We start from the raw sequence: 15,099 nt of genomic DNA on the forward strand, positions 1-15,099 counted from the left end.
TAGGGTTCTCCGCATGGCTGAGCTCAAGAACCGGCTGCGGGCGGATCTCACGACCGCGATGAAGGCCCGGGACAAGACCAAGGTGGCGACCCTGCGGATGGCGCTCACCGCGCTGACCAACGCCGAGGTCGCTGGCACCGAGGCCAGGGAGCTCGCCGACGACGAGGTTCTCAAGGTCCTCGCCCGCGAGGTGAAGAAGCGCAAGGAGGCCGCCGAGGCCTTCGCCGACGCGGGGCGCGCCGAGCAGTCCCAGCTCGAGCTCGACGAGGCGGAGGTGCTCAACGAGTACCTGCCCAAGCAGCTCGACGACGCCACCCTCGCCGACCTGGTCACCCAGGCCGTCGAGGAGGTCACCGCGGCGCTGGGCGAGGCGCCCGGGCCGCGACAGATGGGCCAGGTCATGAAGGCCGCCAACGCCAAGGTCGCCGGTCGCGCGGACGGCGGTCGGGTCGCGGCCGCGGTCAAGGCCAAACTAGTCGGCTGACCTCAGCAGTCGGGGACTTCCCGGCTGCTCACAGTCCACCTGTCGCCCGCCGAAGTTAGCGTGAAGGCGACGCACAACCACAGGTCGACACCGCCGAGGGTCGACCCCGCGGAACCCCAGTAGGACGCGCGCGCCTCCGTCGCCCCCGCCGGGTGCGAGATCGTGACCCGCTGCCCACCGTGCTCGGTGACCGCTTGGGCCAGATCGGTGTCGGAGATGGGTCGGGGCACCGTCCTGAGGTGGTCCTCGGCCCGGTGGACCGACTGCCACAGGTTCTGCACGGCGCTGTCCCTCGCCGCGTCCGAGTCCCGCGCCTTGGCGATGAACACACCTGCCACCACGACAGCCACCACAACCAGGATGAGGCACCCGTGCGGGCCACGGGATCGGAACCGCACGGGTACCTCGTCCATATCAGTCGAACCTACCTGATCACCGTCGAGATTGAAGACGCCCAGGCGGGCGTCCCGACCGGGTTCGGTTGCAAGGTCTCCCGGCTCAGGCAGGCGTCGCTCGCCGACTGCCAGATGCAGAACGGCAGCTGGGGTCACCGGCGTGGAAATCGCCGTCGCCGTACGGCCCAACCCCCAGGCCGTTAATCCACGAGGTGCTCACCGAGTACCTGCCCAAGCAGTTCGCCGACGACGAGCTCGTCGGCTTGGTCGCCCTGGCCGTGGAGGAGGTCACTGCGGCGCTGGGCTCGGCTTCCTGGGCAGCGCAGTTGGGGCAGGTCATGAGGGGCGCCAAGGTCGCGAGCCGCGCCGAGGGCGGCCGGGGCGCCGCCGCAGTGAAGGCCGCACTGGCCGACTAGGTCGAAGACCACGAGAGGTCGCCGTCCCACGGGACGGCGACCTCTCCTCGTTCGGTGGAGCCGCCGGCTACGGCATCGGCGGTTCGATGGTGAACGTCGGCTCCTCGCCGGGCCTGCCCGGTCCGCCGCCGTTTCCCGGGCCTGGGCCGTTGCCTCCCCCGCCGCCACCGTCCGGTGGTGGGGTCCCCGGGTTCACGGTGGTGGGCGCGTTCGAGGTCTGCGGCGGCGGTACGTACCCGGTGCTCACGAAGATCGTCACGGTCTCGCCCTGCAGCGCGGAGCCACGGGGGGACTGGCCGACCACGGTGCCCCGCTTGTGCCCGTCGCTGCGGTCCTTGGCCACCACCTTGTAGCCCGCCTGCTGCAACCGGTTGGTCGCGTCCTCCTGGCTCAGGTACAGCACGTCCGGCACCTTGGCGTCGTCGCCGCCGTCGAGGTAGCGGGGGTCGGTCGGTGGCAGCGGGACCTCGGGCATGCCCGCCATGTACTTCGACATCATCGAGAACCAGGTCTGGGCCGGGGCCTTGCCGCCGTAGATGTCGCCGTTGGCGCACAGCCGGGGCGGGTCGGACCGGACGCAGATGCCCTGCGGCTTGGGGCTGTCGTTGAAGGTCAGCACCGCGGCGGAGTACTGCGGGGTGGCGCCGACGAAGCCCGCGGACTTGTGCTCCTGGGTGGTGCCGGTCTTGCCCATCAGCGGCCGGGTCCAGCCCACCGACGTCGCCGCGGCCCGCGACGTGCCGCCCGAGATCTGGTCGTCCTTGGACAGCCCGGTGACCAGCGTGTTGGCCAGCGGCTCGGCCACGGCCTGCTCGCACGGCTGCTCGTTGACGTCGACCTTCTTGCCGTTGCGGTCGAGCACCTCCAGCAGCGGCGACGGCGGGCACCACACGCCGCCGCTCATCAGGGTGGCGCCGACGTTGGCCAGCTCCAGGGTGCTCACCGGGCCCGGCCCCAGGGTGAACGACGCCTTGCCCGGGCCGTTGGCAGTGGGCTTGAAGAAGTCGGACTGGGAGAGCTTGTACTCGTCTCGGGTCGCGGCAGGGTCAGGGTCGGTGCCCACGCTGTTGGCGGCCATGGTCTCGCGCAGGCCGAGCCTGCTGGCCATGTCGACCACCGGGCCCATCCCGATGCGCTCCTCCAGCGCCACGAAACCGGTGTTCGGCGAGAGCGCCAGCGCGTCCTGCAGCGTCATCTTGGGCTGGTAGGTGCCCGCGTTGCTCACGCAGTACGAGCGGGTGTCGCCGTCGTTGGGCTTGGACGTGCGCTGGCAGGACTTGCCGCCGCCGACGAACACCTGGGAGTTGTAGGTGGGCGGGGTGTCGATGATGTTGTTGATGCCGCCGCCCTTCTCCAGGTAGGCGGCCGAGGTGAAGATCTTGAAGATCGAGCCCGCGCCGAACTTGTTGGCGATCCGGCTGGGCAGGCCGTAGGTGGTCTGGCCCGCCGCCGGGTCCAGCCCGTAGTCGCGGTTGGCGACCAGGGCGAGCACCTGGTGGCGCTCCTTGCCCGGGGTCACGATGGCCATCGTGTTGGCGATGCCCGGGGTGGTCTTGGGCACCTCGGCCTCGGCGGCCTGCTTGGCCAGCTCGGTGGCCCGGGCGTCGAAGCTGGTCTTGATCGTGTAGCCGCCGGTCTTGATCTGGTCCTCGGTGAAGCCCAGCTTCTCCAGGTACTCGAACACGTACTGGCAGTAGAAGCCGGACTGCGGGCCCGCGCCGACGCAGTTCGCGGCGGGCTTCCTCGGCTTGGGCAGGGTGCCCAGCGGTTCCTTCTTGGCCTCGTCGGCGACGTCGCGGGAGAGCTTCTGGTTCTCCACCATCTTCTCGATCACGAAGTTGCGCCGCTCCAGCGTCTCCGTGGGCTTGCGCCACGGGTTGTAGAGCACGGGGTTGTTCACCGCGCCCGCCAGCAGCGCCGCCTGGGCGACGGTCAGCTTGTCCGGCGTCGTGCCGAAGTAGGCGCTCGACGCCGCCCCGATGCCGTAGACCTCGTAGGCGAACTCGACCACGTTGAGGTAGCCGGTGAGGATCTCTTCCTTGCTCATCTTCTGCTCGAGCTGGATGGCGATCCGCGCCTCGCGCAGCTTGCGCGCGATGGTCTGCTCCTGGGCCTTGGACTGCTCGGTCTTGTTGCCCCGGTTCACCACGTTGATCAGGTAGTTCTTCACGTACTGCTGGGTGAGCGTCGAGGCGCCCTGGGTGTCGCCGCCGCCCTGGTTGGAGATCGCCGCGCGGATGGTGCCCTTCCAGTCCACGCCGTGGTGCTCGTAGAACCGGCGGTCCTCCACCGAGATCAGCGCCGCCTTCATCGTCGGCGAGATCTGCTCGGGGGTCACCGGGAGCCGGTACTGGTCGAACAGCGAGGCGATCGGGGCGCCCGCGCTGTCGGTGATCGTGGTGATCAGCGGTGGCGGGGTCGCCACCAGGTCGGCCGAGACACTGTCGATCGTGTCACTGGCCCGGTTGGACGCCACCCCCAGCGCACCCACGATCGGGAACAGCATCCCGGCCACGAGAACACCGGCCAGCAGGCACAGTCCGAGTAGTTTCAGCAGGCTGTCTCCCACGCGCACGGGGCCCAGCCTACGCGCGACCCGGTCGGACCACTGTCAAGAGCGTCACGCCTCGTGCCTTTCCGACGACACCACCTGGCGTATTGACTTTCCGTAACACCTGCGTCCACCGAGGTACTCGATGGAACCTGGACCTACTAACGTTCGTCAACGTCTCACGACAGCGCCGAACAGCTACACCGGTCCACGGGGTGGAGCTGAGAGGCAACCGGTACCGGGGGGTACCGGGTTCAGGGTCGCGACGACGACAGGGGTGGGGGATATGCAACTCGAAGCGCAGATGGCCGACTGGCGTGTCCGTGCGACGTGCCGGGACGAGGACCCGGACGGCTTGTTCGTACGGGGTGCCGAGCAGCGCAAGGCCAAGATGGTCTGCATCGCGTGCCCGGTCCGGACCGAGTGCCTCGCGGAGGCCTTGGACAACCGGATCGAGTTCGGGGTGTGGGGCGGGATGACCGAGCGGGAGCGCCGCGCGCTGCTGCGCCGCAGGCCCGAGGTGGCCTCGTGGCGCGAGCTGCTCGACGACGCCCGCCGCAGGCACTCCTACGACACCTACGACGACGTGGAAGAACGCGTCGGCTGACCGACCGCACGGCCGACCCGCGTGGGCGTTGCGACGCGCGGGTGGGCCGTCATGTGCCCGCGAGCCGGTCGCCGATCTCGCGCAGTCCGGCCAGGTCGTGCACGTCGGCGGCCATGGCCGGGACGTGCGCGAGCGCGACGCCCGGGTGCGCCTTGGTGAACCGGGTGACCAGCCTGCGCTCGCGCTGGGCCAGCGCCACCCGGTCGGCGTGCAGCCGCAGCACGGCCGCGGCCAGCGGTGCCTCGCCCCCGGTCTCGAGCGCGTCGGCCGCCGCCAGCGCCTTGGCCGCGGGCAGCTTCGCCAGCACCGGGTGCGTGCGGTTGACCACCAGGCCGGACAGCGGCATCGACTCGGCGGCCAGCCGCTCGACGAAGTAGCTGGCCTCGCGCAGCGCGTCCGGCTCCGGCGCGGCGACCACGACGAACGCCGTGCCGTCCGAGCGCAGCAGCTCGTAGGTCTTGCGCGCGCGCTCCCGGAAACCGCCGAACATCCCGTCGAAGGCCTGCACGAACGCCGAGGCGTCGGCCAGCAGCTGCCCGCCCACGATCGTCGACACGGCCTTGGCGAACAGGCCGAACCCGGCGCTGACCACCTTGCGCAGCCCCCAGCCGCCCGCCCGGGCGGGCCCGGTCAGCAGCTTGATCATCCGGCCGTCGAGCGCGGTGGAGAGCCGCTGCGGGGCGTCGAGGAAGTCCAGCGCCGAGCGCGAGGGCGGGGTGTCCACCACGATCAGGTCCCAGCTGCCCTCGGCGGCGAGCTGGCCCAGCTTCTCCATCGCCATGTACTCCTGGGTGCCGGAGAACGAGGAGGAGATCGTCCGGTAGAACGGGTTGGCCAGCACCTCCGCGGCCCGCTTCTCGCCCGCGTGCGCCAGCACCATGTCGTCGAAGGTGCGGCGCATGTCCAGCATCATCGCGCTGAGCGCGCCGCTGGGCTCGAAGCCCTCGACGCTGACCTGCTTGGGCACGTTGCCCAGCTCGGCCAGCCCCAGCGCCTGGGCCAGCCGCCGCGCCGGGTCGATGGTCAGCACCACGGTCTTGCGGCCGCGCTCGGCCGCGCGCACCGCTAGCGCCGCCGCGGTGGTGGTCTTGCCGACGCCGCCGGAACCGCAGCAGACGATCACCTGCGTCGCCGGGTCGTCGATCAGCGCGTCGACGTCGAGCGTGCTCATCGGACCCCCTGGTCCACCAGGACCTCGGCCAACTCGTAGAGCGCGCCGGTGTCGACCCCGTCGACCAGGTCGGGCAGCTCCACCGCGGGCAGGTCGACCTCGGCGAGCTGCACCCGGGCGCGCTGCTCGGCCTGCACCCGGATGGCGTGCTCCACGGTCTCCTCGACCAGCCCGTCCAGGTCGTCGGCGGCCAGCGCGAGGCCCGCGGCCTCCAGCCCGGCGCGCACCCGGCTGGCGTCGACCCGGCCGTCGGCGGCGGCGGTGACCGAGCGCGCGGGCAGCCGCGGCGGGCGGACCCGGTTGAGCAGGATCGCCCCGGGGCGCAGGTCGGCCCCGTCGAGCTCCTCGACGGCCTCCACGGTCTCGCGCACCGGCATCTCCTCGAGCAGCGTCACCAGGTGCACCGCGGTGTCACCGGAGTGCAGCAGCCGCACCACGCCGTCGCTCTGGCCCTTGATCGGGCCCACCTTGGCCAGGTCGGCCATCGCCTTGGTGACGTCGAGGAACTTCACGATCCGCCCGGTGGGCGGCGCGTCGACCACCACCGCGTCGTAGGCGTGCCGCCCGGAGTCGTCGGTGCGCGTCACGCACTCCTTGATCTTGCCGGTGAGCAGCACGTCGCGCAGGCCCGGCGCCAGCGTGGTGGCGAACTCGATCGCCCCCATCTTGCGCAGCGTGCGGCCCGCGAAGCCCAGGTTGTAGAACATCGACAGGTACTCCAGCAGCGCCGCCTCGACGTCGACGTGCAGCGCCCGCACCTCGCCCCCACCGGGCGCGGAGGCCACCTTCTCCTCGGAGTAGGGCAGCGGCGGGGTGTCGAACAGCTGGGCGATGCCCTGCCTGCCCTCGACCTCGATGAGCAGCACGCGCCTGCCGCCGTGGGCCAGCGCGAGCGCCAGCGCGCCCGCCACCGTGGACTTGCCGGTTCCGCCCTTGCCGGTCACCACGTGCAGCCGAGCCCGGGCGATCTGCTCGGTCCAGCCGACGACGGGGGTGGTCACCGTTTCAGCGTAATTGCCGGGTTGCCCCCGCCGCCGCCCGAGTGGACTAGCCCGCGACCAGCATCACCGTGACGGTCGTCCCGGTGACCACCACCGCGCCCCAGGCGAGGGCGGGTGGGAAGACGGTCAGCGTGAGCACGCAGAGCAACAGCAGCAGGGTGAGGGCGATGGCCCCGGAGACGGCCACCGTGCCGCCGGACCTGGTCCGGTCGCGGACCTTGGCCATCGTGACCAGCACCAGGACCAGGCCCGCCGCGCCGAGCAGCGCGGTGGCCAGCACCCGCCAGGTCTCCATATCCGAAACCGTACCCACCGGCCGGGTGCGGCTGTTCTAGGCTGCGCGCATGACGAAGTGGGAGTACGCCACGGTGCCGCTGCTCATCCATGCGACCAAGCAGATCCTCGACCAGTGGGGCGACGACGGCTGGGAGCTGGTGACGGTCCTGCCGGGCCCGAACAGCGAGAACCTGGTCGCCTACCTCAAGCGCCCCAAGGGAGCCTGACCATGAGCTGGCGCGACCGCCTCGCCGAGCTGGGCATCGAGCTGCCGCCCGTGGCCACCCCCGCGGGCTCCTACGTCCCGGCCGTGCGCACCGGCTCGCTGGTCTACACCGCGGGCCAGGTCCCGGTCGTCAACGGCGTCGTCGCCGCCACCGGCAAGGTCGGCGCCGAGGTCAGCCCCGAGGAGGGCCAGCGGCTGGCCCGGGTGTGCGCGCTCAACGCGCTCGCCGCGGTCGACGGCCTCGTGGGCATCGACTCGGTCGTCCGGGTGGTCAAGGTCGTGGGCTTCGTCGCCTCGGCCGAGGGCTTCACCGGGCAGCCCGCGGTGATCAACGGCGCCTCCGACCTGTTCGCCGAGGTGTTCGGCGAGCAGGGCAAGCACGCCCGATCCGCGGTCGGCGTGGCCGAGCTGCCGCTCGGCGTCCCGGTCGAGGTGGAACTCATCGTGGAGGTCGGGTGAGCGCCCACGAGCTGCTGCTCCGGTTCGCGGGCAGGCTCAGCGACCGGCAGCTCTGGCGGTTCCGCGACTGGCTGGCCGCCGACGCGGTCGACGCCGTCGCGCGGTCGCTGCCGCTCACCCTGCTCCGCGAGCGGGTGGCCATCACCCCCGAGGAGTACCGGCTCGCCGTCACCGCCCTGATGAGCGCCGGAGCCGACGCCGAACGGCTGAACGCGCTGCCGTGGGTAGACGAAATCGGTGAATTGGACTACACCTTCTCCGCAGAGTCGCCCGAATGGGTGAGCATGGGCGACTCGGTGGCGGTGGTGCTCGGCGCGATCCTGCGCGGTCGCCCCGAGGTCGTCGAGGCGCGGTCGAGCTGGCGGCGCGGCGGCACGGCCGCCGGGGCGGTCGCCCGGGTCGTCCTGGTCACCACGACCGGGGACGGCGCGGCCAGGCTGACCGGGGAGCTGCAGCGGGTGCTGCGGGCCCTGGGCACCTACGAGCCCGCGGTCGAGGTGCTGCCGCGGGGCGTGGAGCTCACCCAGTACCACCGGGCCGCCTTAGCGGCCTCGGAACCACTGGTCGCCGAAGGGCACCTGGTTCCCAGCTAGGCAGGACGAGTGGGAGGGGACAGATCGTGACGCAGGTCGCCGCAGGCAAGGGGTCGTGGGCCGGGGTGACGGTGCCGGTCCGGGTGCACGACCTCCTGCTCGCCCTCGCGGGCAGGCTGGACGACGACGCCCTGGCCGACGCGCGGGAGCTGCTGGCCTCCGCCGAGGTCGACCGGGCGCTCGAGCTCATCGCGGGCTGCCTGGTCGCGGGCCCGGTGGGCATCGGCAAGAAGGAGCGCGAGGAGCTGCTCGCGCTGTTCACCGCCGCCAACGCCGACCCGGCCGTGGTCGAGCGGGTGCGCACCGCCGAGCCCGACCTGGTCACCCGGCACCGGTTCGCCTCCGGCAAGGTCGACGGCGTCGGCGCCGAGCAGGGCGTGGCCGAGGCCACCAACCGGGTGCTCGACGCCCTCCCCGACATCCGCGCCGTCTGGGCCGTCTGGCGGCTCACCCCCGCGGGCGCGGCCACCGGCGCCGTCCCGCACCGGGTGATCCTCATCGGGGTCGGCCCCACCGGCTCCGCGGCGGCCACCGCCTACCGCGTCGAGCACGCCCTGCGCCGCGCGGGCCTGACCGCCTCGGTCGAGGTCCTGCGCGACGGCACCGAGCCGACCGACTACCACCACACCGCCATGCGCTACGCCACCGAGGTCCAGGTGCCGCGCACGCCGCCGGTCGTGGTCGCCCCCAAGCTGCCCAAAGGGGAACCGGTCGTGGTGAGCAAGGTCGTCGAGCCGTGGCGCTCCGAGGACAAGGCGACCGACGAGTCGCTCAACGACTCCGAGCTCGGCCTGCTGCGCCAGCTCCAGGAGGAGCTCGCCCGCCGTGAGCACACCGACCCGGCTCAGCCGGGGTGGCAGGGCGACCTGACCAGCCAGCCGTTCGACTGGCAGGAGGCGAACAGCTCGACCATGGTCAACGGCGTCCCGCTGCCGCCACCGGAACAGCGGCCCTGAGCACCTGGTTCAGCACCCGCTGGACGTGCACCCCGCGCCGCACGTCGACGCGGTGCTCGGTCTGTCCGGAGTGGACCATCGCGGTGAACTCGTCGAGCAGCACCGCGTAGGAGTCGGCCGCGGGCGTCGCGCGGCCGGTGAGATCGCGGTAGCCGCTGTCGCCGTAGACGGACACCTCGGTGACGGTCGGGCGCATCGGCAAGCGCATGGACAGCGTGGCCGTGCTCGTCGCGCCGCCGTCGTGGCCGAGCACCAGGTGCCACAGGTCCGGTTCGGACTTGTGCGCGGACAGCACGTCGGTGATCGGGCCGAGGGCTGCGTCGAGCAGGTCGAGCACGTGCGGCCCGATGTCGGCCAGCGCACCGCCCTCGTGCCGCCAGGCCGATCCGGAGTAGGCGCCGCCCAGCAGCGCGCCTGAGAGCCAGCGGGCGCTGCCCCCGGCCCAGCCGGGGTGCGCGGCGACGCCGTCGAGCCAGGCCACGGTCTCCGGGGCGAACCGCCGGATGAACACCACGATCGAGGCCACCCCGGCCCGCTCCACCGCGTCGGCCACCCGCTCGGCGTCGGCCAACGTGGCCGCCACCGGCTTCTCCAACAGCACGTGCTTCCCCGCAGCGGCCGCCCGCACCGCGAGCTCAGCCTGCACGGCGGGCGGAACAGCGAACGCGACCGCGTCCACGCCTGCCAACAACGCGTCGAAGTCCGCGACGACCGGCGCACCCAACTCGGCGGCCGCCTCCGGCCGCCGAGCCCACACAGCGGTCAACTCGGTCCCCGGGTGGGCGATGAGACCAGGCGCGTGCACCGAGCGCGCCCACGGTCCAGCCCCGACCAACCCGACCCGCAGCACGTCATCGCTCATGGGCACATCCTGCCGGTAACCCGCCGCGGCCTTGCCGCCTGTGTTTGTCGTCGGCGGTGTGGTGCGTGGCACCTGCTGCTGGTGGTGGCCGCCGCGTAGGGTCGGAGCGTGCCGGAGCTGCCTGAGGAACTGGTGTTGCCCGCGGGGTTCGTGCCCGCGGTGGCGCCCAGTCCCCCCGCCGTGCCGAAGGATGCCGCGACCGTGGTGCTGGTCCGGGGCGGGGCGGACGACCTGGAGGTCTTCCTGCTGCGCCGGGTGGTCGGGATGGCGTTCGCGGGTGGCATGACGGTGTTCCCCGGCGGCGGCGTGGACCGCCGCGACGCGGACGCGTCGGTGGCCTGGCACGGTCCGCCTGCGGCGTGGTGGGCGGAGCGGTTCGGCTGCGCGGAACCACTGGCGCGGGCCCTGGTGTGCGCGGCGGTGCGCGAGACGTTCGAGGAGTCGGGCGTCTTGTTGGCCGGGCCGGACGGGTCGAGTGTCGTCTCCGACACCCGCCCGTTCCACGCGGCGCGGCAGCAGCTCGTGGACCGCGAGTTCTCCTTCGCGCAGTTCCTGTCCGACCACGGGTTGGTGTTGCGCGCCGACCTGTTGCGACCGTGGGCCAACTGGGTCACCCCGGCGGAGGAGCCGCGGCGCTACGACACGCGTTTCTTCCTCGCGGTCATGCCAACCGGCCAACGCGCTGACGGCGCGACGACCGAGGCGCAGGACGTCGCCTGGCAAACTCCCGCCGCGGCCCTCACCGACTGGCGCGAAGGCCGCCGCGGCCTCCTGCCACCCACCTGGATGGCCCTCGCCGAACTCGACGAGTGCGGCACCGCGACGGCGGCGATGACCGTTGACCGGACCGTGGACAAGATCATCCCCAAGGTCGTCCGGGACGGCCCCCACCTGCGGGTGGTCCTACCCGGCGACCCGGCCTACGCCACCGCGGCCAACCACCTGGACGCCCGCCCCGGCGACAGCCTGGACCTGGGCCCACGATGACCGGCGGCTCGGCCCGCCCCGCTCGCTGGGCTGCTGCTGACCCGCTCGGCCCCGCTGACCTGTCGGGCCCCGTCGACCTGCTTGGCTTGTTCCGGTCGAGCCGTGCCGACTTGGTGGGCCCGGTGGACCGGGTCGGCTCTGACGACCCGCTCGCGTCCAGTCCAGTTGGCCATCTGCTTGGCCAACTTGCTCAGCCTGTTCCGCCGATTCGGTGGCTTCTGGAAGCGCCTCGCGCGCTGGTGCGACCGCAGGTCCGGCGGCCTGGGTGGGCGGTTCCGGTGTTCGGGCTTGGAGCGCTGATGATCCATCCAGCTGCCGCGCGCCGCGGGCGTGGCCTGTTTCGGGAGTGCCGATGACTCACCCGGCCTATGGCGTCGTTCGTCCGGTCACCCCGTTCGCGGGGGTGCTGCTGGAGGACAACCCCGGGGCGATGACCCTGGACGGGACCAACACCTGGCTGCTGCGCGCCCCGGGCGCGACGTCGTGCGTGGTGGTGGACCCCGGTTACGAGGACGAGCCGCACCTCGAACGGGTCGTCGCGGCGGCTGGGCGGGTGGCGGCGATCTTGGTCACCCACCACCACCCGGACCACGTTCAGGGGGCGCCGTGGTTGTCCCGGCGGACCGGGGCGCCGGTCCGCGCGTTCGACCCGGCGCTTTGCGTCGATGGCGCACCGCTGACCGATGGCGCGGTGCTCACCCTCGCTGGGCTGGACGTCGAGGTCCTGCACACCCCCGGCCACACGGCCGACTCGATCTGCCTCGCCCTGGCCCACGGGGGCCAACACGCGGTCCTCACCGGCGACACGGTTCTCGGCCGCGGCACGACGGTCATCGCACCCCCCGACGGAGCGCTGGGCGCCTACCTCGACTCCCTGCGCGCCCTGGCCGGTCGACCCGCCGGAGCGGTGGTCCTGCCCGGCCACGGCCCGGACCTGCCGGACGTCGCTGAGGTCGCGCGGCAGTACCTCGCCCACCGCGAGCAACGCCTTGACCAGATCCGTGCGGCGCTCGTCCACCTCGGACCGGACGCCACCGCGCGCCAGGTCGTCGAGGTGGTCTACGCCGACGTCGACCAGTCCCTCTGGGCTCCCGCCGAGTGGTCGGTCCGCGCCCAGTTGGACTACCTGCGCGCGCGGTCCTGACAACCCGGACCCACGTCCACAGTTGGTCAGCCACACGGAGGTCGACCACGCTCATGGCCGGGCGACCACGGGCGCCCGAAAGCCCAGGCCGCAGGGCAGGCCGAGTTGATCGAACTCGTCTGCGTCAGCGGACGGCGGAAAGTAGAAAGTGGACAGCGGTCCAGAACGCCACAACGCCGGAACTGACTGTGCCCCAACAGGATCTCGGTGTCCCGTTAGGACTTAGGCGGGAGCATCGGCATGAGGATGTACCTGATCTCCACCTCCCCGGGCTCGACCGAGGTGATCACCGTGGCCCGCATACCGGGTTGGATGGCCAGCCGGATCCGGGTGCCCGCGAAGGGGCGTAAGGCATCCAGCAGGTAGCGGGCGCGGTACGACGGGCTGGTGCGGCCGTCGGTGACCGTGGCCTTGAGCGATTCCTCGGCCTCGCCGGAGTGCTGGTCGGCGGCGCGGAGGCGGACCTCCGAGTCGCCCACCTCGAGGCGGATCACGCCCCAGGAGTCGCTGTAGAGCGCCACCCGGCGGGTGGCGGCGGCCAGGGTGTCGGCGTCGAGCTCGATGTGGGTGTCGACGGCGGACAGCGCCAGCTTGGTCTCGCTCAGGAACGAGCCGTCCAGGATCGCGGTGGTGACGGTGGTGTCCGGCCAGGACAGGGTGAGCTGGTTCTCCGCCGCCAGCAGGTGGACGTCGCCGACGCCGGCCACCTGCCTGCCCACCTCCGCCAGCAGCGTCGCGGGGACCATCACGTCAACGGGCTCGCCCGGCACCCACGGCAGGCTCGCGATCGTCATCCGGTAGCGGTCGGTGGCGCGCAGGACCAGCCGCGAGTCCTCCGAGCGGACCCGGACGCCGGTGAAGATCGGCAGGGCCTCGTCCCGAGAGGCCGAGGCGGCGACGGTGGCCAGGGCCGCGGCCAGCAGCGCACCGGGAACGCTGCCGCCGCCACCTGCCGCGGCGCCCACACCGGGGTGCGCGGACACCTCGAGCAGCGGCAGGGCGAAGCGGGCGCCCTCGGCTCGGATCGCGAGCCTGCTGCCCTCCACCACCAGCCGCACCTGGGGCTGGGTGAGCGCCCGGAGCGTGTCGGCCAGCGGCTTGCCGGGAACCAGGACCTGACCGTCGGCGTGCACCAGGGCCGCGCACGACCGGCGGGCTGTTCGCTCGCGGTCGTTGGCGCCCAGCACCACCCCGTCGGCGTCGGCGGTGATCAGCACGCCGCCGAGCACCGGGTCGATGAGCTTGCCGGGTACCAGCCGCACGAGGTCGGCGGCCGCCGCGGCGAGGTGGTTCGTGGTGACGGTCAGGTCCATGCCGCGAAAGCTAGCGCGGTGGACCGACAGCCGGCGGAAGTTGTCCACAGGCCCTTGACAAGCACCCAGGACAGCACCGAGTCAGCGCCAAGGACAGGCGACCAACCAGGTCAGGCAGCCATCGCGGGCTGCAGGTCGGCGGCAGGCTGGTCCGCCCCCTGCACGGTGCGCCTGCGGGCGTAGACCACCAGCGCGAAGCCGACGCCGACGACCGTGGCGACCAGGTACGCCGACCACACGCCCACGCGTTCCACCAGCTGTCCGCTGACCGACTGGCCGAGCGCGATCCCCAGCGTGACCGAGGTGATCACCCAGCCGAACGCCTCGGTGGCGGTGTTCTGCGGTGCCACCAGCTCGATCGCCGCCGAGTGCGTGGTCGCCTGCGGCGTCACCAGCATCCCGGCGGGCAGCAGCGCCAGGGCCAGCCACAGCAGCGTGGTCGGCAGCGCCAGCAGGGCCACCAGCAGCGCGAACCCGGCGAGCAGGAACGGCAGCCGCAGGTTCATCTGGCGCGGCCACGGCCGCACCCCGTAGAGCACGCCGAAGATCACCGAGCTGATTGACCACAGCCCGAGCAGCAGGCCACCCGCAGGTGCGTTGCCCGCGTTCGTTGCCGCCGCCGGGACCGCGACCTCGACGAACCCGATCGTCACGCCGAACCCCATCGCGGCCAGCGCGACCGTGCGCATGCCAGGGCTGGCGAGCGGCCCGAGCAGTCCGCCGGTGCGCGCCACCGCGTCGGGCCGGTGGTGGCGGATCGTCGGGGTGAGCGCGAACCACACGCCGCCGACGACCATGCAGGACGCACCCGCCACGACGCCGGTCCCGGCCCACGGGGCCGCGACGAGCAGGCCGGAGATGGCCGGGCCGAGGATGAAGAAGACCTCCATGCTGATCGCCTCGTAGGCGAGCGCGGCGTTGCGCGCGGGCCCGGGCGGGGTGAGCCGGGTCCACATCGACCGGGAGGCCGAGCCGACCATCGGCTCGAAGAGGCCGACGCCGAGCCCCAGCGCCATCAGCACCGGGGTGGCCGCGCCGGACTCCACGGCGAAGACGCTCAAGACGACCATCACCGCGAAGAGGACCGAGGTGGCCAAGAGCGGGCGAGAGGGGCCGATCCGGTCCATCAACCGACCCTGGCTGACCGAACCGATCGCCACACCGATGAGCGCACCGGCGGACACCAGGCCCGCGGTGGCGAAGGACCCGGTGCTGCGCTGCACGTAGAGCAGCATGGACAGGCCCACCATGGCGACCGGCAGCTTGCCCAGGAGTGCGGCCAGCACCGGCCCCCGCGCGCCCGGGGCGGTGAGGGCGGCGCGGTAGTCGGCGAGACCGGCAGAGTGGGACATGCGTACCAGTATGCCGCACTCTGGTACGGACGTACCACTAATTTGTGGTGGTTTCGGCCACCCTGGTGTGGGGTAAGTCTCGGTTGGATAACAGTGATCCGGATTTCGGGTTGGCGGGCGCAACTAACCCGGTCGCCCATGAGTCCTTGAGGGTGGAAGTACCTGGGGTCGGCGGTCCGTGCGATCGTTGGCCCAGCACTTCGAGTTCCCTCCGGCACACAGGTCGGGGCCTGGCCCGGAGGGCGGGGAGCGTGGATCGTCGGGGGATGGTCCACGCGAAGCGGGAGGTCGGTGCGCCACGTCGGG

At 72.2% G+C, this 15,099-nt stretch carries 17 protein-coding genes; 9 read left to right on the forward strand and 8 right to left on the reverse strand.

The genetic code is table 11. From position 1 onward, the window contains the following. The first annotated feature begins 13 nt into the window (after nt 1-13). Nucleotides 14-484 (forward strand): GatB/YqeY domain-containing protein, encoded by a 471-nt coding sequence (locus QSK30_RS22435; protein WP_285505539.1) that lies wholly within the window; start codon nt 14-16, stop codon nt 482-484. A 2-nt stretch (nt 485-486) separates the two neighbouring features. Here the strand turns inward: QSK30_RS22435 and QSK30_RS22440 are convergent, their stop codons facing one another. After that, nucleotides 487-834 (reverse strand): hypothetical protein, encoded by a 348-nt coding sequence (locus tag QSK30_RS22440; protein ID WP_285505540.1) that lies wholly within the window; start codon nt 832-834, stop codon nt 487-489. A 257-nt stretch (nt 835-1,091) separates the two neighbouring features. On the opposite strand from QSK30_RS22440, the gene QSK30_RS22445 reads away from it, so the two are divergent. After that, nucleotides 1,092-1,295, forward strand: coding sequence for a GatB/YqeY domain-containing protein (locus QSK30_RS22445; RefSeq protein ID WP_285505542.1), 204 nt, complete (start codon nt 1,092-1,094; stop codon nt 1,293-1,295). 67 nt (nt 1,296-1,362) lie between these two features. Here QSK30_RS22445 and QSK30_RS22450 read toward each other — a convergent pair whose 3' ends face one another. Then, nucleotides 1,363-3,870 (reverse strand): penicillin-binding protein, encoded by a 2,508-nt coding sequence (locus QSK30_RS22450; protein WP_285505543.1) that lies wholly within the window; start codon nt 3,868-3,870, stop codon nt 1,363-1,365. 262 nt (nt 3,871-4,132) lie between these two features. Between QSK30_RS22450 and QSK30_RS22455 the strand changes: the two genes are divergently transcribed. Continuing rightward, entirely contained in the window at nt 4,133-4,453 is a 321-nt protein-coding gene (locus QSK30_RS22455; RefSeq protein WP_285505545.1) for a WhiB family transcriptional regulator, read from the forward strand. A 49-nt stretch (nt 4,454-4,502) separates the two neighbouring features. Here QSK30_RS22455 and bagB read toward each other — a convergent pair whose 3' ends face one another. The 3 genes from bagB to QSK30_RS22470 are packed head-to-tail and all read right to left on the reverse strand — an operon-like array spanning nt 4,503 to nt 6,920. Further along, nucleotides 4,503-5,624, reverse strand: coding sequence for an ATPase BagB (gene bagB, locus QSK30_RS22460; protein ID WP_285505547.1), 1,122 nt, complete (start codon nt 5,622-5,624; stop codon nt 4,503-4,505). Continuing rightward, entirely contained in the window at nt 5,621-6,625 is a 1,005-nt protein-coding gene (gene bagA / locus QSK30_RS22465) for an ATPase BagA (RefSeq protein WP_285505549.1), read from the reverse strand. The genes bagB and bagA overlap by 4 nt, the downstream gene beginning before the upstream one ends. A 46-nt stretch (nt 6,626-6,671) precedes the next feature. Next, nucleotides 6,672-6,920 carry a hypothetical protein gene (locus QSK30_RS22470; protein WP_285505550.1) on the reverse strand — a complete coding sequence of 83 codons (249 nt, stop codon included), beginning with the start codon at nt 6,918-6,920 and terminating at the stop codon, nt 6,672-6,674. A 49-nt stretch (nt 6,921-6,969) separates the two neighbouring features. Between QSK30_RS22470 and sp36 the strand changes: the two genes are divergently transcribed. The 4 genes from sp36 to QSK30_RS22490 are packed head-to-tail and all read left to right on the forward strand — an operon-like array spanning nt 6,970 to nt 9,135. Beyond that, nucleotides 6,970-7,128, forward strand: coding sequence for a Sp36 family protein (gene sp36, locus QSK30_RS22475; protein WP_285505552.1), 159 nt, complete (start codon nt 6,970-6,972; stop codon nt 7,126-7,128). A 2-nt stretch (nt 7,129-7,130) separates the two neighbouring features. Next, the gene (locus tag QSK30_RS22480) at nt 7,131-7,586 is read left to right on the forward strand and encodes a RidA family protein (RefSeq protein WP_285505553.1); all 456 of its coding nucleotides are present in this window, start codon (nt 7,131-7,133) and stop codon (nt 7,584-7,586) included. Continuing rightward, nucleotides 7,583-8,179: a hypothetical protein gene (locus QSK30_RS22485; protein WP_285505555.1), complete on the forward strand. Its 597-nt coding sequence runs from the start codon at nt 7,583-7,585 to the stop codon at nt 8,177-8,179. Before QSK30_RS22480 ends, QSK30_RS22485 begins: the two co-directional genes overlap by 4 nt. Nucleotides 8,180-8,205: 26 nt before the next feature. Continuing rightward, nucleotides 8,206-9,135, forward strand: a complete 930-nt coding sequence (locus QSK30_RS22490; RefSeq protein WP_285505557.1) for a hypothetical protein — start codon at nt 8,206-8,208, stop codon at nt 9,133-9,135. Here QSK30_RS22490 and QSK30_RS22495 read toward each other — a convergent pair. Continuing rightward, entirely contained in the window at nt 9,095-9,997 is a 903-nt protein-coding gene (locus QSK30_RS22495; protein WP_285505559.1) for a Gfo/Idh/MocA family protein, read from the reverse strand. The genes QSK30_RS22490 and QSK30_RS22495 overlap by 41 nt on opposite strands. A 117-nt stretch (nt 9,998-10,114) precedes the next feature. On the opposite strand from QSK30_RS22495, the gene QSK30_RS22500 reads away from it, so the two are divergent. Both QSK30_RS22500 and QSK30_RS22505 read left to right on the forward strand, forming a co-directional pair. Continuing rightward, complete coding sequence (locus tag QSK30_RS22500) at nt 10,115-10,984, forward strand: NUDIX hydrolase (RefSeq protein ID WP_502871869.1); 870 nt, start codon at nt 10,115-10,117, stop codon at nt 10,982-10,984. A gap of 352 nt (nt 10,985-11,336) precedes the next feature. Then, entirely contained in the window at nt 11,337-12,128 is a 792-nt protein-coding gene (locus tag QSK30_RS22505; protein ID WP_285505561.1) for an MBL fold metallo-hydrolase, read from the forward strand. A gap of 215 nt (nt 12,129-12,343) precedes the next feature. On the opposite strand, the gene dnaN is transcribed toward QSK30_RS22505, so the two are convergent. Next, on the reverse strand, nt 12,344-13,441 hold the full coding sequence (gene dnaN / locus QSK30_RS22510; RefSeq protein ID WP_285505562.1) for a DNA polymerase III subunit beta: 1,098 nt from the start codon (nt 13,439-13,441) through the stop codon (nt 12,344-12,346). Between the two features lie 110 nt (nt 13,442-13,551). Next, on the reverse strand, nt 13,552-14,793 hold the full coding sequence (locus tag QSK30_RS22515) for an MFS transporter (RefSeq protein WP_285505563.1): 1,242 nt from the start codon (nt 14,791-14,793) through the stop codon (nt 13,552-13,554). Nucleotides 14,794-15,099: the final 306 nt, after the last annotated feature.

Origin of the sequence: Actinokineospora sp. NBRC 105648 (assembly GCF_030269645.1) — a bacterium.
Lineage (GTDB): Bacteria > Actinomycetota > Actinomycetes > Mycobacteriales > Pseudonocardiaceae > Actinokineospora.